Genomic DNA, 21482 nt, shown 5'->3' on the forward strand with positions numbered 1-21482 from the left:
GCGGGCAAACTCGACTTCTCCGCATTCAACTCGCATGCCCGCTGACGGCCGTTACCCACTGCATTTTCAAAAGAGCCTGAAAAAGGAACTCGGGACGACCCGAATTCACCGTGAAGCCATCGATACTAGCCAGCCACGAGGCTTTGCGCCTCCTGTAATAACAGCTCGCGCATCCAGATGCTTGCAGGGTCACCGTTATGCAGCGCGGGCCATTGGATCGTTTCAGTGAACGAGGAAAGGGGCAGTGGTACCTGGACGATCCGCAGCGGAACCACTTCGGCGAAATGCCTTGCCAGCCTCATAGGGATCGTTGCTATACGGTTCGTACGCGATAGCATAGATGGAACCAGATCAAAGGTCGGCACGACAACCTCTTCGCGCCTCTTTAGACCGAGATCGAGTAAGAAAAACTCCTCGATCGAGGGCCTGCGCGCCCGTCCGAACCTCACTGTCACATGTCCCATCGACATGTACTTCTCCAACGGGAGCCGCCGCGACAACTGTTTGTTTGTTGGACATCCGACACATACGAGCTTCTCCTCGAAGAGCGCCGCTTTGGGGTGAGAATCTGCCAGCAACAGCTCCGGCAAAATCAGAAAATCAGCGTCACCTCGACGAAGCAACTCGCCGGGTTCGTCGTCAGGAAAAAGCAATTCAAAACTCACTGAGGGAGCTTCGCGTGCGACACGTTTTACGACATTCTGGAAATAAACAAGTGTCATGAAATCAGAAAGGCAGACCCTAAAGCGGCGATTCGATTTGGCCGGTTGGAAGACGTCGCGCGAAATGATCGAAAGCTGGATGTGCGACAGAGCTTCCCGAACCGGGCCTGCGAGTTCCATTGCCCGAGCTGTCGGGACAAACTCGCGACCCCTCATCACGAACAGGTCATCACCAAAATAGTCTCGTAACCGGCCGACTGCTGCACTCATGGCAGGTTGACTCAAATTGATGTTCCGCGCCGCGACCGTCAGATTGCGTTGCGTCATCAGCGCATCCAGCGCAACAAGAAGATTGAGATCGAGGCCTTTGAAGCGCATGTTCAGGTATTCGCTGTGTGGATGCAACGTATCGAAACAATCGATTGTACAAATTAATTGTCGTCGCGCAAAGTTACGCCTACCAATACTAAAGGCGCAAGAGGTCGCACGAATATTTTATTCGAATTACTGACCGACCGTTTTCGCAAAGTCCCAAATTGTGAGTTATAGACAGATTTTCACCCCTTCAAAAGGGGCGTTTTCTGCACACCACCATGAATAGTCGATGGCTTATGAGATGAAGGATGACACACCGCAACGAGACGAGACGAGTGCGAACCGGTTCGTTTGCCTGTCCGATGTGCCGGACAACTTTGACCGCCAACACCAATCCCGTCAGGTTTACCTTACCTTCGATGACGGTCCAGATCTGGTATGGACGCCCAAGATACTTGACGTATTGGCGCAGCACCAAGTGCCGGCAACGTTCTGCGTCCTTGGCGCTTACGCGGCAAGTCATCCGCAGTTAATAGAACGGATCATCGCTGAAGGTCACGAGATCGCTAATCACACGATGACGCATCGGGATCTTTCAAAATGCGAACAGGAACAGACACGGCGTGAGATATTGGAAGCGAACGCGATATTCAAGCGGACATGCCCTGCCGCAACAGTGCGGTATATGCGCGCGCCATACGGAATATGGACGAAAGAAGTAATTGCCGAATCGACAAAGGCAGGATTGACGGCACTTCACTGGTCGATAGACCCGCGAGATTGGTCTCGCCCCGGTGTCGACGCGATTATGCACGCTGTGCTGGCGTCCGCGCAGCCAGGCTCTATTGTTCTTTTACACGATGGGAGCCCTCCTGGAGAGTGGGATCCGAATGCTTGCACCACATCGCGCGATCAGACCGTCACGGCGCTGTCGCGCCTGATTCCAGCATTGAAGGAACGCAGGTTTGTAATCAGTTCACTGCCCTGATGTGGACAAATTGAACCGATAAGCACTCCTGCAAACATCTGCCTTAAGGCTTGTTTACCTCATTAAAGAGGTTACTCAAACCATGAGCAGCAGCTTGTAAACGGCTTTGAAACGGATTAGTAATATCACCGGCGTCAGGAAATCCTGACGCGATAAAGAGGAAGCACTGACAGAGCTTTCTACATCGGCCGATGGATATATTATTTGCCAGCTCGCTATCATGGGCGTGCACTAGTTGAGGATCCGAGCGACGAGAGAGCGCAAGATTCCGCAGTCTCGCCAAGCTATAGCGAGACATCCACGGATGCAGGCGGAATAGAGACACCCTTGCCTACTACCGACAGGAACTTCGCGAGCAAATCTTTAGCATTTTCCACATGTTCCTTCTCTGGATCACGGCAGGCCTGTAGTCAGATCATTTCTTAACGCCACTTAGCAAACTGACCTCGATGAACATCCCTGCCACAATCAACATGACCTCCGTTCTGTTGTACGCATTGCTTTCGACCATTTATAAAAGCGCGCAGGTTCTGCACGCCATGCCGTCTAGCGGGCCGCCTGCGAGAAGCAAATCGACCAACTCCAACTCCCTGCCCGACGTCGACGTTATTGTGCCGTGCTTCAACGAAAACCCGGACACACTGCGGGCGTGCCTCGCTTCAATCGCGACTCAGGAGTATGCCGGCCCCTTTAAAGTCCACGTCGTCGATGACGGTTCAGCCAATCGTGACGCGTTGAGAATGGTGTACCACGAGTACGAGCACGATCCGAGATTCAATTTTGTTCTCCTGCCCCGGAACGTAGGAAAACGCAAGGCACAAATCGCTGCGATCCGTTCCTCGTCTGCGGAACTGATACTTAACGTCGACTCAGATACGACCCTGGCGCCCGATGTCGTGAAGAAACTCGTCCTAACAATGAGTGACCCGGCGATCGGGGCCGCCATGGGTCAATTGACAGCAAGCAATCGCCGCGACACATGGTTGACCCGTCTGATCGATATGGAATACTGGCTCGCCTGCAACGAAGAGCGTGCCGCTCAAGCCCGTTTCGGTGCCGTTATGTGCTGCTGCGGTCCATGCGCCATCTATCGACGATCCGCGCTTCTTTTGCTGCTGAACCAGTACGAGACTCAGACGTTCCGCGGAAAACGCAGTGACTTTGGCGAAGATCGCCATTTGACAATTCTTATGCTGGCAGCTGGTTACCGAACGGAGTATGTTTCAGACGCGATCGCAGCTACCGTTGTACCAGACAAGCTGTGGCCATATCTGCGTCAACAACTACGTTGGGCACGCAGCACTTATCGCGACACGCTGCTTGCGCTGCGCCTCCTGCCTCGTCTCGATCGTTACCTTACGCTGGACGTGATCGGGCAAAACGTAGGGTCGCTTTTACTTGCCGTGTCAATGCTCGCCGGGCTCCTGCAGATCGTTCTGACAGCCTCGGCACCGTGGCAGGCATGCTTTCTGATCGCCTCAATGACTATGATCCGCTGTTCCGTGGCCGCTGTTCGGTCTCGAGAACTTCGATTTCTCGGATTTTCCGCGCACACATTTATCAACCTTTTGTTATTGCTTCCTGTAAAGGCCTACGCATTGTGTACGTTGAGTAACAGCAACTGGCTTTCCCGAGGCTCGGCCGCCGACTGTTTCGAACACGTCGATCCGCCTGGACACGCTGCGACAACAGACGCTGCTGCATCGACGGGTACGGATGCGCAGCGTGACCGGCAGTGCAGGACACCGTCATTCGGAACGTCCGACAATGTAGTCCGTAGTGAGTGATGCGTAAGATCTCGCGCGCAAAACGGGATCTTCTTTTAACGAAGCCACATCTCTACCTCTCGTTCAATGGCTGCTGCAGCGATAACGTTTACTAGCGTCAGGAAGTTATATAACGGCAAACAGGTCGTTAACGGACTTTCATTTCGCGTCGAGCACGGCGAATGCTTTGGCCTACTGGGACCTAACGGCGCAGGCAAGAGCACGACCGCGCGCATGGTCCTCGGTATGGCCTCGCCTGACGCAGGTACAATCACTGTTCTTGGAGAGCCCGTGCCCGTACGCGCGCGCCTGGCACGGCGGCGTATCGGCGTAGTTCCGCAATTTGACAACCTTGAACCCGGGTTCACGGTGCGCGAGAACCTGCAGATATTCGGGCGCTACTTTGGCATGAGCGCCGACGAGGTCGAAGCGGTGATTCCGTCGCTGCTTGAATTCGCGCACCTGGAGAGCAAGGCTCACGCGCGCGTCGCAGAACTATCCGGCGGCATGAAGCGTCGGTTAACCATCGCCCGGGCGCTTATCAACGACCCACAACTGCTGATAATGGACGAGCCTGCGACTGGTCTTGATCCACATGCGCGCCGCCTCGTCTGGGACCGCTTGCGCTCTCTACTTGCGCGCGGCAAGACAATCCTTCTAACTACTCACTTCATGGAAGAGGCTGAGCGATTGTGCGATCGACTCTGCGTGATTGACAAAGGACGCAGCATTGCGGAAGGTGCCCCTGATGCGCTAATCCATGAACAAATTGGAAGCCACGTGCTGGAGATATACGGCGGCGATTCGCACGAACTGCGTGCATTGCTTGAGCCCTACGCGCAGCGCATGGAGGTGAGCGGCGAGACGCTGTTTTGCTATGCATCCGACTTGGAACAGGTGCGCATGCAGTTGTGCAAGCGAACGGGTCTGCGCGTTCTGCAACGCCCCGCAAACCTGGAAGACGTGTTTCTCCGGTTGACTGGACGGGATATGAAGGACTAAATGATGCGCGAAGTTTTCGTGATGGCTATGCCCACCAACACTTGGAACTGGCGCATGGTATGGCGCCGCAATTATCTAGCGTGGCGAAAAACTGCACTCGTTTCGCTTATCGGTAACCTTGCGGACCCGATGATGTATCTGTTCGGATTAGGTTTCGGCGTGGGAATAATGATAGGCCGCATCGAAGGCACTTCCTACGTAGCCTTTTTGGCGGCTGGAATGGTTGCGACAAGCGCAATGACTTCGGCGACGTTCGAGACGATTTATGCGACTTTCGCTCGCATGCACATCCAGCGCATGTGGGAAGCAGTCCTCTGTACCCAACTCACGATCGGCGACGTCGTTCTCGGTGAATTGGCGTGGGCAGCAACGAAAGCCCTTTTGGCCGGGACGGCTGTTACGGTGGTTGCCACGACGCTCGGCTATGCGGCGTTTCCGAGCATTCTTTACGTCATTCCCGTCGTTATCTTAACTGGCCTCGCCTTCGCGAGTATTGCGATGGTACTCATCGCGATCGCGCCGAGTTATGATTACTTTATCTTCTATCAAACACTTGTTCTGACGCCCATGCTTTTTTTGAGCGGTGTCGTCTTTCCGGTCGCCCATCTTCCAGGTGCATTTCGCCAGCTTGCGCGATTCTTGCCGCTCACACATTCCGTTGAACTCATCCGCCCAGCGATGCTTGCACGCCCAGCCGCCGGAATCGGTCTGCATGTGATTGCGCTCTGCGTCTACACAGTCTTGCCATTCTTTCTGTCGGCAGCACTGTTTCGCCGACGTCTTTTATCTTGACGCAGATGATTGGAAACCGAGCAGGATCCTCGTAATGACTTAGTCAGGAATCAGATTTCGAATCATCGCTTTCGATTCCGTTAAAGATACGCTATGACCCAATCCATGCCGACAATTGAGCCATTTGTAATCCTCGGGATGCCCAGGACGGGCACCCATTATCTTGAAGAATTGCTAAACGAGCATCCCAACGTATCAAGCAATGGCGAGTTGCTCAATCCTTACGACGCGATCTGGGACAATCGCAAGCGCCTGCTACTTAGCGATCGCGAACTGCTCGAAGTGGCCTACCTGCACTACCCCTCCAGAACCGGAAAGAACGCGATCACACACGTCGGTTGCAAGATCAACCAACCTCAGTTTCAGGAGCGCCCGAGGTTCTTTGACGAGTTGGCTAGATGGCCACGCCTCAAGGTGATACTTGTAATCCGCAGAAATACGTTGGAATCGCTGCGATCGTTGGTGCAGGCAAGGCAAAGTGGTCAATGGTTAAAGTTTGGCGCAGGCAACGACTCCGGTCCGCCTCCTCAGGTAACCTTAAAAATTGAAGACTGCGAGGACTATCTCGAAGCTGCTGACGATTTCCACCGACTGGTGATGGGCTCATTCGCGCCAACGAACATTCTTACCGTCGAGTATGAAAGTCTGTTGGGCAATCCCGCATCATGCCTGCATGCCGTTTGGGCTTTCCTCGAAATTCCAGTGCGTCCATGCTCTGGCAGCACGGTCCTTCAACGTCAGGAAGTGCGGCCACTGGAACAAACGGTACTCAATTTTGAGGAGTTGAAGCGTCACTTCGCAGGCGGGCAGTACGAGAGCCTCTTCGAAGGTGGGAAGATCGATGTTTAAACACCCCTTACGAATAACTCGATCGTATAACCCACCTGTTGACAGATCATTTTAAGTGTCGTCGTGTCTCTAAGCGAGATCTGTTTAGCTAACAAATGATCGGTTTGATTAATCCTTGCGTTCCCTTATAGCCATAGAAAACTGATGCGCACCATCGGTATGTCTGGCCGCTCGCGCAGCAAGCGATGAACGCGTCAAAACGAGGTAACTGTGCATGTCCTCAAAAGTGCAGTGGAGATTGTGCTGGGAAAATGAGCTTGAACTCACCGATCACATCGAGTTGGCCCGATTCTTCCGAACGACGTATGGGCCGACCGGGGCTTTCAACGCAAAACCGTTCGAGGGTGGCCGAAGTTGGGCCGGTGCGCGGCCCGAACTCCGCGCCATCGCCTACGATTCGAGGGGTGTTGCAGCTCACATGGGATCGCTTCGTCGTTTCATCAAGGTAGGCTCGGTCGATGTACTTGTAGCCGAATTGGGACTGTATGGGGTGCGTCCGGATCTCGAAGGGTTCGGAATCGGTCATTCGATCCGCGCGATATATCCAGTGCTGCAAGAACTCCGCGTCCCATTTGCGTTTGGCACAGTCCGGCATGCCTTAAAGAATCACTTTGCCAGATTGTTTCGGAATGGAATGGGGACAATCTTGGATGGGGTGCGCGTGCGATCAACGCTCCCAAACGTTCATCTTGACTTACCTCCTACGCGCATTGAAGACGTGCTGGCTGTGATTTTGCCGATCGGTAGCCCGCTGAACGAGTGGCCGGTCGGCGCCGCCATCGAGCGCAACGGACCCGAGCTGTGAGGCACGCCGGTTCTGTCCGGAAAGCGACGCGTCCCGCATAGCGCGTCGTACAACGACGTTGTAGTGGACTACTAGTAAGGTAGACCAAATTGAGAAATGTAACGACTTTTGAATTACTGCGTCGAGAATTGGACGCGGACGACCCGTGGCAACTGGACAGTAATCCCTTCGAACTCCAACGCCATGAGCAAATGCTCCGGATGTCACTCGTCGACGGATCTGTCTCCAACGCGTTAGAAGTCGGATGCGCGGGAGGAGCGTTTACGGAAAGATTGGCACCTCATTGCCAACGGCTCACCATTATCGACGTTATGCCACAAGCGCTCTCGAAAACACGCGAACGTCTGAAGGAGCCACCGAACACGGTCTGGATTGTTTCAGACGTACAGCATTTTTTTACCCTCGACAAGTTCGATCTGATCGTAGTGGCGGAAGTTCTTTATTACCTCGGCAACATCGAGGAGGTGCGCGCCGCTATTCGCAATCTGGTACGGATGCTTGTACCTGGTGGCCGATTGATATTCGGGTCGGCGCGTGACGCCAGTTGTCGGCGGTGGGGACACCTTGCCGGTGCAGAAACGGTCTTGGAAATTCTGAAAGAAGAACTGACCGAAGTTGAGCGCGTGGAGTGCGTCGGTGAGTCGCCCAATGAAGACTGTCTGCTCGCGCGCTTCCGGAACCCGGCTTTCCTTTCGCCTCAACCCAATTACCCTCTTTGAGTAGGGGATACTATGCGCATTTGTGGCCTCAAGCTGACACACGACGGAGCAATCGCCGTTGTCGAGGATGGAAAACTCGTTTTTTGCATCGAACAGGAGAAGCGGGAAAACAACCCGCGATACCAAAAAATCGAGAACCTGGATGCAGTTGCAGCCGCATTGAGCGAAGGTGGCTTGCGTGTCGAAGATATAGACCAGTTTGTTGTCGACGGCTGGGACGGCGAAGTGGAGTCACAGTTTCGGATGGTCAGTGGCTCCACGCCGGTCAGCCTAAATGGCGCCCCCTATATCGAACGCAAAGTGGACCATCTTCTTGCCTCGGTCGACGGCACCGGACTGCTGGTCGGCGGAGCGTCACGTACATATAAAAGCTATCCTCATGTGTCAGGCCATGTTGCCTCCGCGTACTGCACCAGCCCGTTCGCGCGGAGCGAGCAGCCCGCGTTCTGCCTGGTCTGGGATGGTGGAATGGTGCCGAGGCTGTACCACGTACAACGCCACGGAGCGCGCTTCGTTGACTGCCTGTTTCCGGTCATCGGCCAAATATACGCTGCGGCAGGTCATCATTTTGGGCCCTATAAGAAGGCGGACGGCGCGGAGTGGGATCTTGGCGTGGCCGGCAAGCTTATGGCATATATCGCGCTCGGATCCCTCGATGAAGACATCGTCACTGAGTTTCATCGGCTTTACCAGGAACGCTTTGCCGGCGATACGGAAATTGCGCGAAATTACCGCCAGAATGTCCATATTCCGGAAACATCGCTCGCAGCTGTACGCGACTTCTTCGAAGCAAGCCTGCCACAACTAAAGACCAAGCCTCACGAAGACGTACTCGTCTCCTTTCATGTATTCCTTGAGCGACTTCTCGTTCATGAAATGGAAATGGCGCTCCAGCGACATTCGATTCCGGGGCCGCGAAATTTGTGTATCTCTGGCGGATGCGCACTCAACATCAAATGGAATAGCGCATTACGTGCGAGTGGCTTGTTCGACGCAATCTGGGTCCCGCCCTTTCCGAATGATAGTGGATCGGCGATTGGCGCCGCTTGTTGCGCGATGGCCGCGGACAAAGGCTTCGTACCTTTGGAATGGTCGGTCTATAGCGGACCAGCCGTGAAAACTGGCGACGTGCCGGCCGGATGGACGGCGTCTCCTTGCTCCATTGCGGAACTCGCCCGGATACTCGCGGATAATGAACCCGTCGTTTTTCTTGCCGGCCGCGCCGAGCTGGGGCCTCGGGCATTGGGTGCCAGAAGCATCCTGGCCGCTGCTACTTCGCCCGCTATGAAGGCTATCCTCAACGATATCAAGTATCGAGAGCATTTCCGCCCCGTGGCACCAATATGCCTCGAAGACAGTGCTCCTGCCGTATTTTGCCCCGGCACTCCAGACCCCTACATGCTGTTCGATCATCAGACGCGCGCGGAATGGCAGGACAAGGTTCCTGCCGTTGTGCACCTCGACGGGTCGGCTCGATTGCAGACGATCGCAAGAACTTCCGAGCATCCGGTAGCCCAACTGCTGATCGAATACGAAAAACTCACAGGTCTTCCATTGCTCTGCAACACCAGCGCCAATCATCACGGGCGAGGCTTCTTCCCGGACGCTGCTTCAGCCTGTAAATGGGGACGCGTCGAACATGTATGGTGCGACGGTCTTCTATTGAGCAAGGCACACGGGAACAGCCTGCCATCGTCAACCGACGAACCCGCATGCTGTGCACCAGTATGAGTGGGAAACGACTGCACCGCTCGGAATATTCCGATTCGTCGCGCGTGGGCCTTGAATGATAGGCGGCAATCTGCCGCGTCGACGGCAGATCCGTGGATGTCCATTTCCTGATCGTCCACGTTCAACTGACGTCACACTGCTGCAATGCTTGAGCGCGCGTACCCGAATTCCAGCAACCATCCCAACCCGCTTACGTAGGCGTGTATGACGAACGAGGCATCGACTTCACATCTTTACGCACACGACTTTCGCATTGATCCTGAGTCTAGACGACGGTTGCTACGACAAACGCCCGCCATTCTGTGGTTCACCGGTCTGTCCGGGTCTGGAAAATCGGCTATCGCTGACAGGGTTGAGGCGCGTCTTCATGCGTCCGGCCGCCTCACCTACACTCTCGATGGCGACTCCGTCAGGCTCGGTCTTTGCAAGGACCTCGGCTTTAGCGATGAGGATCGACACGAGAACGTACGGCGCGTGTCGGAAGTTGCAAAATTGATGGCTGACGCCGGCATCGTGGTACTGGTGTGCCTCATCTCCCCCTTCCGCTCGGACCGAGAACTCGCCAAATCCAACGCAGGGAAGCATAACTTCGCTGAAATTCATGTCCACGCATCTTTGGCCGTAGCCGAGGCTCGCGATCCCAAAGGCCTTTATCGGCTCGCGAGACGTGGCGCAATCCAGCATTTCACCGGCGTCGACTCGCCATATGAACAGCCGACGGCACCAGACGTCTTCATCGACACTTGTTTGCTGTCGATTAATGAGGGTGTCGAAATTGTGTTGAACTGGCTTGACAGGCACTGACCATGCGCGAAGGATGTTTGCAACCTGTTATAAGATCCGCGCGCCCGAAGTTCCGCTGCGGAAGCGAGCCAAATATCGCTTCAAATCATTCATACCTTACATTGGCCTCCTTGCAGGAAGACCGGCGCAGCGGGGACGGGTAAGTTCTGCATCCGCAATTTTGATAACACGCCGCTCACGCGAACTAAGGTGGAAGGTGGATAGGTGTTCGATGACGTCAACCGCAGTTGGTCGCAGCCGTTTGCATCGGCAGCCTAGTAGCGCATTTCGGCGCCGTATAGCGCTTCACGTTTGCGCGCGCATCGCACTGGTTACAATCCTGCTTTCACAGTTTTGTTTGCTGTCGGGTTGCGTGGTGGGCCCCGATTACCGCACGCCCCCCCCGCCCGCCACAGAGACGTACACGCCCACGCCGCTGCCCGACCAAACGGCGTCGTCGCCGGGCGCATCGGGCGTCCCCCAACAGTTCGTGGCCCGCCAGGACATTCCCGCGCAGTGGTGGACGCTCTTTCATTGCGAGCCGCTCGACGCGCTGATTCGCGAAGCGCTCGCCAACAGTCCCAACGTCGCTGCGGCGCAAGCGGCGCTCAGGCAAGCCGGCGAGAACCTTCGCGCGCAGATGGGCATCACGCTGTATCCGTCCGTCGATGCAAAGGCTAACGCGACACGCGAGAAATTCAATGGCGTCACGTTCGGCCAGCCCGGTCTACATAGAATATTGAATTTGTACAACGCGTCGGTAAACGTGTCGTATAACCTCGATGTGTTCGGCGGCGCGAGGCGCGAACTCGAATCGCTACGCTCGCAGGTCGATTACGAGGGCTTCCAGTTGCAAGCTGCCTATCTCGCGTTGTCGGCAAACATCGTGACGGCGGCTGCCAAGGAAGCGTCGCTGCGCGAGCAGATCGAAGCGACCGAACGCATCGCCACCGACGAGGACGCGCAGCTCGGCGTGTTGCGCAAGCAGTTCGAGCTTGGCGGCGTGAACCGCACCGCGGTGCTCTCGCAGGAAACGCTCGTCGCGCAGACGCGCGCGACGTTGCCGCCGTTGCGTCAGTCGCTCGATCAGACGCGTCATCAGTTGGCCGTTCTCGCGGGCAAGCCGCCAAGCGACACGGGTGTGCCCGAGTTCAAGCTGTCGATGTTCACGCTGCCGCAGAGCTTGCCCGTCAGCGTGCCGTCGTCGCTCGTGCGGCAGCGGCCCGACATCCTCGCCGCCGACGCCACGCTGCATCAGGCGAGCGCGCAGGTCGGCGTCGCGACGGCGAACATGTATCCGCAGCTCACGCTGTCGGCGGGCTACGGCCCGCAGGCACTCACGCCCGCAGGTCTGCTCAAGTACGCCGACATGATCTGGAGCATCGGCGCGGGCGTCACGCAGCCGATCTTTCGCGGCGGCCAGCTGAGCGCGCAAAAGCGCGCAGCCGATGCCGCCTTCGATCAGGCCAACGCACAATACCGGCAGACGGTGCTGCTCGCGTTCCAGAACGTCGCCGATACGCTGCGCGCGCTCGAACACGATGCCACCGGCCTGCGCGCGCAGACGGAAGCATGGCGCGCAGCGCGCGATTCGCTGGATCTGACGCGCGGCCAGTTTCGCATTGGCGGCGTCAGCTATCTGGCGTTGCTCGATGCGCAGCGCCAGTACCAGCAGACCGTCGTGAATCTCGCACAGGCGCAGGCCGCGCGCTATGCGGACACGGCGGCGCTGTTCCAGGCGCTCGGCGGCGGCTGGTGGAACGACACGGCGACGAGCCAGGCAGCCCAAGACACGTCGGCACCGGCCCCGGCGTCTGCCAGGCCGCAATGAATCCTTTCTCAACAGCTGCGCGTCGCATGCGGTCAGAGGGCTGCGTCGAAGGACGAGTTTGTCTCTTATCAGTTTGCCGTGCAAGGACAAGACGACGATGACAACGAAGAGACCCATGACCAAGCGGATGATCATCATGCTGATCTGCGTGGGCGTATTGCTCGGCGCGCTGGTCGGCTTCAATCTGTTCAGGGCGCACATGCTCAAGAAGTTTATGGCGAGCAATGCCGTGCCGCCCGCAACCGTCACGGCCGCTGTCGCGGGCTATCAGACGTGGCAGCCGCAGCTTGCCGCCGTGGGCAGCCTGCGCGCGGTGCGCGGCGTCGACGTGACGACGGAAGTGGCCGGCCTCGTGCGCGAAATCGCGTTCAGCTCGGGCCAGGAAGTGAAGGCAGGCCAGGTGCTCGTGCGCCTGAACGACGATTCGGATCGCGCGCAGCTTGCGTCGCTGCAAGCCGCTGCAGAACTCGCGCAAACCGTCTACAAGCGCGACAAGGCGCAATTCGACATTCAGGCGATTGCAAAGGCCCAGCTCGACGCCGATGCCGCCGACCTGAAGAGCAAGAAGGCCCAGGTCGATCAGCAGGCCGCGCTCGTCGAAAAGAAAACGATACGCGCGCCCTTCGCGGGACGCGTCGGCATCACGACGGTCAACCCGGGCCAGTACATCAATCCGGGCGATGCGATCGTCACGCTGCAAGCCATCGATCCGATCTACGCCGACTTCTATCTGCCGCAACAGCAGCTCGGGCAATTGCAGGTCGGCCAGGCGATCGTCGTCGATACGAATGCGTTCAGCAACCGCACGTTCGACGGCAAGATCCGCTCGATCAATCCGCGCGTGGACAGCACAACGCGCAACGTGCAGATCGAAGCGACCGTCGACAACCGCGAGCGCAAGCTGCTGCCCGGCATGTACGCGAACGTGAAGATCGACGCGGGCACCGTGCAGCGCTATCTGACCTTGCCACAAACGGCCATCACCTATAACCCGTACGGCGCGACCGTGTTCGTCGTGAAGCCCGGCGCGCAAAAGAATGCGCAAGGCAAGGTCATGCCCGTCGCGCAGCAGGTGTTCGTCACGCCGGGGCCGACGCGCGGCGATCAGGTCGCGATTCTCAAGGGCATCGGCGAAGGCGCGCAAGTCGTGACGAGCGGCCAGTTGAAACTGAAGAACGGCACGCCGCTCGTGATCGACAACCGCGTGCTGCCCGCGGACAACCCGAATCCGACGCCTCAGGAACAGTAAGAGGCCGCGCGATGAAATTCACCGACATCTTCATTAAACGCCCGGTGCTCGCATCGGTGGTGAGTCTGCTGATACTCGTGCTCGGCTTGCGTTCGCTATCCGTGCTGAAGGTCGGCGAATATCCGCAGACCGAAAACGGCGTCGTCACCATCACGACCTCGTACTACGGCGCGAGCGCCGACACGATGGCCGGCTTCATCACGCAGCCGCTCGAAGCCGCGATCGCGCAAGCCCAAGGCATCGACTACATGTCGTCGAAGAGCAGCACGGGCGTCTCGACGATCACCGCGACGCTGCGCCTGAACTACGACTCGAATCGCGCGCTGACGGAGATCAACACGCAGATCGCGTCGGTGCGCAACCAGTTGCCGCCGCAGGCGCAGCAGCCGGTGCTGACCGTGCAGGTCGGCCAGACCACCGACGCGATGTACATGGGCTTCTACAGCGACGTGCTGCCGAGCAACAACGTCACCGACTATCTGCTGCGCGTCGTGAAGCCGAAGCTCGATTCGATCCAGGGCGTGCAGATGGCGGAGATTCTCGGCGGCCGTCAGTTCGCGCTGCGCGCCTGGCTCGATTCGAACCGGCTCGCCGCGCACAACGTCACGGCCGCCGACGTCTCCACTGCCCTCGGCAACAACAACTATCTCGCTACGCTCGGCACGACCAAAGGCCAGATGATCAGCGTCGATCTGAACGCGGGCACCGACCTGCATTCCGTCGACGACTTCAAGAAGCTCGTCGTCAAGCAGAAGAACGGCGCGATCGTGCGCCTCGAAGATGTCGCGAACGTCGTGCTCGGCGCGGACAACTACGATTTCAACGTCGCGTTCAGCGGCAAGCGTTCGGTATTCATCGGCATCAAGGTGGCGCCCGATGCGAACGTGCTCGACGTCGCGAAGCGCGTGAAAGCGATCTTCCCGGACCTGCAGAAGCAGTTCCCGACAGGCATGACGGGCGACATCGTCTACGACGCGACCGACTTCATCAACACGGCCATCGATGAAGTGGTGAAGACGCTCGTCGAAGCGCTGCTGATCGTGACGGTCGTGATCTTCCTGTTCCTCGGCAGTTTCCGCGCGGTGATCGTGCCCGTGATCGCGATGCCGCTCTCGCTGATCGGCACGTTCTTCGTGATGCAGCTGCTCGGCTATTCGATCAATCTGCTGACACTGCTTGCGCTCGTGCTCGCGATCGGGCTCGTCGTCGACGATGCGATCATCGTGGTCGAGAACGTCGACCGGCATATGAAGGAGGAAGGCAAGCAGCCTTTCGAAGCGGCGCTGATCGCCGCGCGCGAACTCGGCGGCCCGATTCTCGCGATGACGGTCGTGCTCGTTGCCGTGTACCTGCCGATCGGCTTCCAGGGCGGACTGACGGGCGCGCTCTTTACCGAATTCGCGTTCACGCTGGCGGGCGCCGTGACCGTATCGGGTGTGATCGCGCTATCGCTATCGCCGATGATGTGCTCGCGCTTTTTCCGCACGGACCAGGAGTCGGGCCGTTTCGCGCGCTTCGTCGACCGGCAGTTCGAGCGCGTGCATCGCGGCTATGGGCGTCTGTTGCATGCGATGCTCGACACGTGGCCTGTGTTCATCGTGATGGGCGCGCTGTTGTTGTGCGGCACCGTGTATCTCTTCACGACGTCGAAATCGGAGCTTGCGCCACAGGAGGATCAGGGCATCGTGCTGTCGCAGATCCAGGGGCCGCCGAACGCGACGATCCAGCAGATGCAGACTTACGCGGACCAGGTATTCGACATCTCGAAGCAGTTGCCGGAGTACTCGCAGATGTTCCAGCTGACGGGCGCGCCAACGCTGAACCAGGGCTATGGCGGCGTGCTCTTCAAGACGTGGGACAAACGCAAGAGAGGCGCGACACAATTGCAGAAGGAGCTTCAGCAGAAGTGGGACGGCATTGCGGGCGCACGCGTCGCCGCGTTCCAGTTTCCGCCGCTGCCGGGCGCGCAGGGCTTGCCCGTGCAGTTCGTCATTAGCACGACGGAGCCGTTCGAGAACCTCAATGAAGTATCGCAGGCCGTGCTGAACAAGGCACGCGAAAGCGGCATGTTCCTTTTCGTCGACAGCAACCTGAAAATCGACAAGCCCGAAAGCGTGCTGCTCGTGGACCACGACAAGGTCGCTTCGCTTGGGCTCTCGCAAAGCGATGTCGGGCACACGCTGGGCGCGGCGCTCGGCGGCAACTACGTCAACTACTTTTCGATCGCGGGCCGCTCGTACAAGGTGATTCCGCAGGTGCTGCAAACGGACCGGCTCAACCCGTCACAAGTGCTCGACTACTATTTGCGCACGCCCGATGGCAGCGTGATTCCCGCATCGACGGTCACGCATCTGAAACAGACCATCGTGCCCGAGTCGATCAATCACTTCCAGCAGCTCAATTCGGCGACGATTTCCGGCGTGCTCGCACCAGGCATCTCGCAGGGCGAAGTGCTCGATTTCCTGCGCAAGGCGACCACCGACGTCGCGCCGACGGGCTATACGGCCGACTACTCGGGCCTGTCGCGGCAGTTCGTGCAGGAGTCCGGCGGCTTCGTGATCACGCTGCTATTCGCGACGATCATCGTGTTTCTCGCGCTTGCTGCGCAGTTCGAGAGCTTCCGCGATCCTGTCGTGATCCTCGTGTCGGTGCCGATGGCGCTGTTCGGTGCGCTCATCTTCATCAACGTGGGACTCTCGACGCTCAACATCTACACGCAGGTGGGTCTCGTCACGCTGATGGGCCTCGTCAGCAAGCACGGCATTCTGATCGTGCAGTTCGCAAACGAGCTGCAACACGCGGGACGCGGCAAGCGCGAGGCGCTCGAAGAAGCGGCCGGCGTGCGCCTGCGGCCTATCCTGATGACGACGGCGGCCATGGTGCTGGGCGTGCTGCCGCTCGTGGTCGCGTCGGGTGCGGGCGCGGCGGGCCGCAATGCGATGGGGCTCGTGATCTTCACGGGGCTGTCGATCGGCACGCTGTTCACACTCTTCGTCGTGCCCGCAATGTATATGTTGTTGGGTGCAGACCATCACCTGAAGTCGAATCAAACGGGTGCAGTTTGATCCGACGATCTGCACAGGTGGGAACGATTCACGCACAATCGCATGCTGGACATCGATCCTTACTGGTACGAGCCGCTCGATACAGATGTATTGCACGACCAGGCCTTCCGCACCTCCCGAGTCTTCAGCTCCGAACGGCGACGGCTGGCACATGATGTTCATCACACGAGAGCCCGTGGGCCCAGCGATCGGACGCGGCGTGCTTGGGCATGCGGTGTCGCGCGATCTCGAACACAGATCGCTGCGCACGCCGCTGTTCCGCTCGAAGGTATTCGGGCAACTGGAAGTACCGCAGGTCTTCGAGCCGATCATCCGCGAGGCAAATGGAAGCTGGTCGCGGAAGAAGACTTTCCAGTCGGCAATGCAGCGGATCGCTCTCTTCCTGCCACATCGGGGGGATCTCTGATCCGATGCTCGTCCATGTACTTGATGATGGCAGGGTTGCAGGTTGACGCGTCGCGTCGCGCTACGGGGTCGGTGGCCCCGACAGGTTGGGCGGGACAGCGACAAGACCGGGACACGCGATGAAACTCAAAGATCTTGCGCACAAGCTTGGAATGTCGCGAACCACGGTCAGCCGTGCGCTCAACGGCCACCCGGAAGTGAGTGAGCGCACCCGTGAGCGAGTCATTGCGGTTGCAGCGAGCGTCGGCTACCGCCCCAATACGATGGCGCGGCACCTGGCAACCGGGCGCGCCGATGCTATCGGCATCATCTGTCCGCCCACGGCGCATGATCTAGGAGATCCATACTTCCTCGAAGTCGTGTCCGGCATGACTAAGGCCATCGAATGCACCAACAAGGATCTAATCATTGCCTCGGCCTCTAACGTCGACGAACTCCGTACCTACGAGCGGATGGCTGAAGGACGCCGCGTCGACGGCATGATCGTCACGCGTACCAAACTGAATGATCGCCGGCTGCAGTATCTTGTGAAAAAGGGCATCCCGTTCGTTGCGTACGGCCGCAGCATCCTTCCAGGTCCGTACTCCTGGTTTGATTTCGACACCGAGGCCGGAGTACGCCAGGCAGTCGAGCGGCTTGTTAACCTTGGCCACCGCCGGATCGCGTTGCTCAACGGACCATTGGAGTTGCATTTTACAACACAGGCGCGTAAAGGCTACATTGGCGCGATGGCCGCCGCCGGTCTGCCCATAAACGCGCGCTACATGATCGAAGGTACGCTCAGCCGCGCCAGCAGCTACGAAGCAATGACGCGTATTCTTTCATGCAATCCGAGACCGTCTGCCGTGATCGTGGACAACCCTCCATGCGGCGCCGGTGCCGTGCGTGCGCTTGTTGACGCCGGGGTTATGCTCGGAAGCGAAATGTCGATCATCGTCAATGGTGGCCTCCCTCCAGACACGCTCAAGGGCTACAACTTCACAATCCTGCAATGGGCCGTTCCGCATGATGTCGGTGTGACGATCGTTGAGTTAATGCTTGCAGTGCTCAACGGCAAGCCACCCGAGAAGCTGCACGTTCTTTGGCAGCCTAGCCTCGAGATCGGCAATTCGGACGGGCCCTGCATCGACTAGATATCGGTATTCACAAGGTTAGGGACACACAGAAATTACCTTGATTCGTGTATTATCTAATGCTCGAAGTGATTCCGTAGCATTTGCCCGAGAATGGGTCCGCTACTGCAACAATCTTCCTTACCTCGCTCAACGTCACGAACGATATTCCTGCATCGCCGGACACCTTCGGCACGGCGATGGCCCACGGACCGGAACGAGAAAAACAATTCAATTTGCTGTGCGGCAAGAGTTGTTCGCCGTCGCGTTGCACGGCTTCCTGAGTGACGGCCTCGCAAGCTCCAGCGATCGTCCTCGCGGACAATTGCCGTGCCGGCAGCCGGTGTCTGCTCCCGCAGTACGGTGGAGAAATGGAAAGGGCTAGTGACCGACCTCGATAAGCAGTACCCGGAAGTGGCGATCGGTCTCGGCGGCAGCTCGAAATGTACCCGGGCCGAGGCCATCAACGTCACCGGCTACAGAAAATTCAAGGCTCTGGATGAAAACCGTCTGCCCATTGAGGAAAGCCGAGGAGTCTCCCCACTTCAGGCGCGAAGTGAACGCTTTCAAAATGGCTCTTTCCACACTGGTTCCGGTGAATGACAACGTGTTCGGGCGGCGTTTTGATGGCAGGCAGAAGCTTCTTCGACAATCCGATTATCCGCTCCACGCTCAGAACGCTGGTTGATAAAGCACTGGTCATAATCGATAGCGATGTGGTAACCCTTACCCCCCACGGAGTTACGCTGGTCGAAGCCGTGATTAACACCCAATTCGTGACACCCGAAGTCTGAAGGGCGCACTGGGATCGCCACTGTGATACCGGACACTGCTACACCAAGGTTGATGAATCGGTCCTGCGCCGGAACTTACGCGGCGATCGGTATTTCCAGGCACCGTGCGGATACTCGCTGCAATTCGTCAAACGCGTTGGCCGGGTTTTGCGCAAGCACGCAGAATTCAACGTCTCGCGCTGTGTGATCTAACCCGGCAAGCTATGTCCACTGTATTCGGAATGCCCCCTCTTCGGTAAAGATACTTTTATCGGTACCGGGTGGTCCCGGCAATCGGACGCGCAATTATCCGGGACATCGGCCACCACATCGAAGCGCCTGTAGCCGCAAAGCCGCGAACAGGCCGTCCGCAGCGGGCGAGCTCCGCCTTCCAATACCACAGTGTATTGATCTGTGTCAGTCCTTCTTGGCGTGCGCCTAGTAACATTTCGATTGTACCGGTCGCGCTGCGGCACTATCGATCACGCCGACAAGGACTGCATTCACCGTTTGGTTCAGGCAGTCTGTACCTGACCATTCCCATGGAGCATGTCATGCCAAACTCACTTTCTGTATGGCACACCGAGCACGTTAGTTTTGCCCGGCTACTCGATGTTCTCGAAGAACAGATAGCTGTGCTCCATCGGGGCGAGAGTCCAAATTACGGACTTATGAACGACATCCTTTACTACATGCGGAATTTTTCGGATCGTGTTCATCATCCGCGCGAGGATGTCGCGTACGCTCGGCTTGTCAAACGCAATCCCGGGATTCAAGTCGTCGTGAACCGAGTTCTGCAGGAGCATCGCGTGATTGCCGCGGCCGGCGATGAACTCCTGCATCGCATCAATGAAGCCGCTGGAGATGTCATCGTCTCCCGCACGGCTCTGGAGGCGGCCACGGCCACGTACCTCGTGTACTATCGTCACCACCTTTCTACTGAGGAGCGAGATTTGATGCCTCGCGCCGCGCAGGTGTTGACGGAAGAGGACTGGGCAGCGGTCGATGCCGTCGTTTCTGCTAGCCCCGATCCGTGTTTCGGAGAAAAGGTGCTTGAGCGTTTCGAGGCGCTTCGCAAACAGATCGCAGTAGATGCGCGGATGCAATGCACATGAGCCGGCCGCCGGTCGCTCCTTGCGCAACTAGTACTGCAGGCAACCGGTCAATGGCTCTCCTTTCGCACATTCTGCCGTCGTGGGACGGTCACGCATACGTGATGGCCGATCGATGATCGGCGGGAGCACATCCATTCTGACATGAAGGCCGTCGCGAAGGCTTGACGAATGATTCGCCTGCCGAAGATCGAGAGTCGAGACGAGACCTCGTCGCCCGACATCACTTGCCGCACACGATATTGTTACGTGCGGCGGGCTGGAAACGTTGCAATGCTGACTTGGGTCGCGAACCCAGCGAGCCGGGCACGGACCAGTAACCTCTAATGCTCGGGTGTAGTCGTGCAGAAGTCAAATGCACCGGCAGCCAACTCCGTCGGAATCAGGCAAAGAGGATTGCCTCCATTGACACACAGGCCCCGGCAGCCTGAAAACCAACTGGCTCTTTCGCGATAAGAAAATCGAGATGAGAAAGCTCCGTGACTCTGGCGATATCATTGTCTTGCACTGCCCCCTTGCGGACCTAAGAACGATGCGCTCACACTTATGCATCAGTTCCATGCCGATATTATGTCGGCGTGGTAACCCAGCGGTGCACGCTTGAATGATCGACCTCGAAACTCTGCAGCGCTCACGATAGATACTGCGCTGCCGGCTCACGGTGTTGCACGAAATGCGAGACGGTATATCTCTGTCGCAGTTCCACGGAATAACCCCTCGCGTTCCTGCACGCTCGCCTGCGCAGTCAAGAGCTTGAAAGCATTCCAGCCATTGTTGTAAGGATACGAGCCTTTGTCGACTGGGAAATTGCTTTCGAACATACAACGGTCTGCGCCGAAGGCCTCGATACACTTGTACATCCACGGTTTCCATGTCTCGGCGAGTTGAGCAGATGAAGGCGGCCGCTCGCCTCTCTCAAGGTGAAACGTGTTGATGCGCATGCCCAGGCCGCCAACCCTTCACATACACATTGGGCAACCGCGCCAGTTCGCGCATGAATCGTCGCGCTCGCACGGCGTCTCGCAATCGCGCTGTGGCGCTATCTCGAACATGGTGAGATTCCTGCTGGTGCAATACTCAAATCGCGAGGTATCAACATGGCAAGCATCTGACTACAGTTCAAGCACGACGGCATCTAAAGGGCAACACGCCCGGAACGGCCATAGGCTACCCATGCAGGTAGCCGTTGCCAGAGATGGGGCGCGTCGGTAACAGGGTGGCTCCAGCGCTTTGCGCATGCGGCATAAGGTGACCGGCCTGCACGGGCCGGCACGGATAGAAGGTCGACCAGGCCATGGCCGGTCCCATCACCCACCCTGACCTCAATGACATTGGCATGCCGATCTGCGAAAAGCTGTACCCCATCAGCCGTGCTTTACGGGTTGACTGCATCACTAGCGAGTTGCCCACCGCCGACCGACATCGTGGTCGTGATAGGCGACCCGCCGTATCCGCACGAGAATCCCCGTTATTGAGCGAACGTCGCTGATGGCTGACGATTCTCCCATTGCGATGACGGGAGG

The 21482-nt window shown here is 57.8% G+C and carries 17 protein-coding genes and 1 pseudogene; 16 read left to right on the forward strand and 2 right to left on the reverse strand.

The features are described from left to right. Positions 1-125 precede the first annotated feature (125 nt). A complete protein-coding gene (locus J8I87_RS40255) occupies positions 126-1040 on the reverse strand; it encodes a LysR family transcriptional regulator (RefSeq protein ID WP_012406751.1) in 915 nt (304 codons plus the stop codon). A gap of 226 nt (positions 1041-1266) precedes the next feature. Between J8I87_RS40255 and nodB the strand changes: the two genes are divergently transcribed. The 16 genes from nodB to J8I87_RS40335 all read left to right on the forward strand — a co-directional run bounded on the left by nodB (position 1267) and on the right by J8I87_RS40335 (position 19962). Beyond that, a complete protein-coding gene (gene nodB / locus J8I87_RS40260; RefSeq protein WP_209938024.1) occupies positions 1267-1965 on the forward strand; it encodes a chitooligosaccharide deacetylase NodB in 699 nt (232 codons plus the stop codon). 449 nt (positions 1966-2414) lie between these two features. Next, positions 2415-3752, forward strand: a complete 1338-nt coding sequence (gene nodC / locus J8I87_RS40265; protein ID WP_209938026.1) for a chitooligosaccharide synthase NodC — start codon at positions 2415-2417, stop codon at positions 3750-3752. Positions 3753-3800: 48 nt separating this feature from the next. After that, a complete protein-coding gene (gene nodI, locus J8I87_RS40270) occupies positions 3801-4733 on the forward strand; it encodes a nodulation factor ABC transporter ATP-binding protein NodI (protein ID WP_313068163.1) in 933 nt (310 codons plus the stop codon). Next, a complete protein-coding gene (locus J8I87_RS40275; RefSeq protein ID WP_280923147.1) occupies positions 4734-5525 on the forward strand; it encodes an ABC transporter permease in 792 nt (263 codons plus the stop codon). Between the two features lie 93 nt (positions 5526-5618). Beyond that, the gene (locus J8I87_RS40280) at positions 5619-6374 is read left to right on the forward strand and encodes a sulfotransferase (protein WP_209938028.1); all 756 of its coding nucleotides are present in this window, start codon (positions 5619-5621) and stop codon (positions 6372-6374) included. A gap of 214 nt (positions 6375-6588) precedes the next feature. Then, entirely contained in the window at positions 6589-7179 is a 591-nt protein-coding gene (locus J8I87_RS40285) for a NodA family N-acyltransferase (RefSeq protein ID WP_209938029.1), read from the forward strand. An 89-nt stretch (positions 7180-7268) separates the two neighbouring features. Next, on the forward strand, positions 7269-7898 hold the full coding sequence (gene nodS / locus J8I87_RS40290) for a nodulation methyltransferase NodS (protein WP_209938030.1): 630 nt from the start codon (positions 7269-7271) through the stop codon (positions 7896-7898). Between the two features lie 12 nt (positions 7899-7910). Beyond that, positions 7911-9629: a nodulation protein NodU gene (nodU, locus tag J8I87_RS40295; RefSeq protein ID WP_209938031.1), complete on the forward strand. Its 1719-nt coding sequence runs from the start codon at positions 7911-7913 to the stop codon at positions 9627-9629. Between the two features lie 204 nt (positions 9630-9833). Continuing rightward, entirely contained in the window at positions 9834-10433 is a 600-nt protein-coding gene (gene cysC / locus J8I87_RS40300; RefSeq protein ID WP_209938033.1) for an adenylyl-sulfate kinase, read from the forward strand. A 211-nt stretch (positions 10434-10644) separates the two neighbouring features. Beyond that, complete coding sequence (locus J8I87_RS40305; protein WP_209938034.1) at positions 10645-12243, forward strand: efflux transporter outer membrane subunit; 1599 nt, start codon at positions 10645-10647, stop codon at positions 12241-12243. A gap of 97 nt (positions 12244-12340) precedes the next feature. Continuing rightward, complete coding sequence (locus J8I87_RS40310) at positions 12341-13492, forward strand: efflux RND transporter periplasmic adaptor subunit (RefSeq protein WP_209938035.1); 1152 nt, start codon at positions 12341-12343, stop codon at positions 13490-13492. Between the two features lie 11 nt (positions 13493-13503). Next, entirely contained in the window at positions 13504-16557 is a 3054-nt protein-coding gene (locus J8I87_RS40315; protein WP_209938036.1) for an efflux RND transporter permease subunit, read from the forward strand. 175 nt (positions 16558-16732) lie between these two features. Beyond that, positions 16733-16963, forward strand: coding sequence for a hypothetical protein (locus tag J8I87_RS45345; RefSeq protein WP_245254520.1), 231 nt, complete (start codon positions 16733-16735; stop codon positions 16961-16963). A gap of 118 nt (positions 16964-17081) precedes the next feature. Beyond that, complete coding sequence (locus J8I87_RS40325) at positions 17082-18095, forward strand: substrate-binding domain-containing protein (protein ID WP_209938037.1); 1014 nt, start codon at positions 17082-17084, stop codon at positions 18093-18095. A gap of 363 nt (positions 18096-18458) precedes the next feature. Further along, positions 18459-18677, forward strand: coding sequence for a hypothetical protein (locus J8I87_RS45350; protein WP_245254521.1), 219 nt, complete (start codon positions 18459-18461; stop codon positions 18675-18677). 724 nt (positions 18678-19401) lie between these two features. Beyond that, positions 19402-19962, forward strand: coding sequence for a hemerythrin domain-containing protein (locus J8I87_RS40335; protein WP_209938038.1), 561 nt, complete (start codon positions 19402-19404; stop codon positions 19960-19962). Positions 19963-20615: 653 nt separating this feature from the next. On the opposite strand, the pseudogene J8I87_RS40340 reads toward J8I87_RS40335, so the two are convergent. Beyond that, positions 20616-20961 (reverse strand): annotated as a pseudogene (locus J8I87_RS40340) (amidohydrolase family protein); the annotation flags it as partial. Positions 20962-21482 lie beyond the last annotated feature (521 nt).

It is taken from the genome of Paraburkholderia sp. LEh10 (assembly GCF_017814945.1).
Lineage (GTDB): Bacteria > Pseudomonadota > Gammaproteobacteria > Burkholderiales > Burkholderiaceae > Paraburkholderia.

Coding starts and splice junctions, on each gene's coding strand:
- J8I87_RS40325 (WP_209938037.1), top strand. CDS start 17,082: ATGAAACTCAAAGATCTTGCGCACAAGCTTGGAATGTCGCGAACCACG.
- J8I87_RS40335 (WP_209938038.1), top strand. CDS start 19,402: ATGCCAAACTCACTTTCTGTATGGCACACCGAGCACGTTAGTTTTGCC.
- J8I87_RS40275 (WP_280923147.1), top strand. CDS start 4,734: ATGATGCGCGAAGTTTTCGTGATGGCTATGCCCACCAACACTTGGAAC.
- nodC (WP_209938026.1), top strand. CDS start 2,415: ATGAACATCCCTGCCACAATCAACATGACCTCCGTTCTGTTGTACGCA.
- nodB (WP_209938024.1), top strand. CDS start 1,267: ATGGCTTATGAGATGAAGGATGACACACCGCAACGAGACGAGACGAGT.
- J8I87_RS40305 (WP_209938034.1), top strand. CDS start 10,645: ATGACGTCAACCGCAGTTGGTCGCAGCCGTTTGCATCGGCAGCCTAGT.
- cysC (WP_209938033.1), top strand. CDS start 9,834: ATGACGAACGAGGCATCGACTTCACATCTTTACGCACACGACTTTCGC.
- J8I87_RS40285 (WP_209938029.1), top strand. CDS start 6,589: ATGTCCTCAAAAGTGCAGTGGAGATTGTGCTGGGAAAATGAGCTTGAA.
- J8I87_RS40310 (WP_209938035.1), top strand. CDS start 12,341: ATGACAACGAAGAGACCCATGACCAAGCGGATGATCATCATGCTGATC.
- J8I87_RS40315 (WP_209938036.1), top strand. CDS start 13,504: ATGAAATTCACCGACATCTTCATTAAACGCCCGGTGCTCGCATCGGTG.
- J8I87_RS40280 (WP_209938028.1), top strand. CDS start 5,619: ATGACCCAATCCATGCCGACAATTGAGCCATTTGTAATCCTCGGGATG.
- J8I87_RS40255 (WP_012406751.1), bottom strand. CDS start 1,040: ATGCGCTTCAAAGGCCTCGATCTCAATCTTCTTGTTGCGCTGGATGCG.
- nodU (WP_209938031.1), top strand. CDS start 7,911: ATGCGCATTTGTGGCCTCAAGCTGACACACGACGGAGCAATCGCCGTT.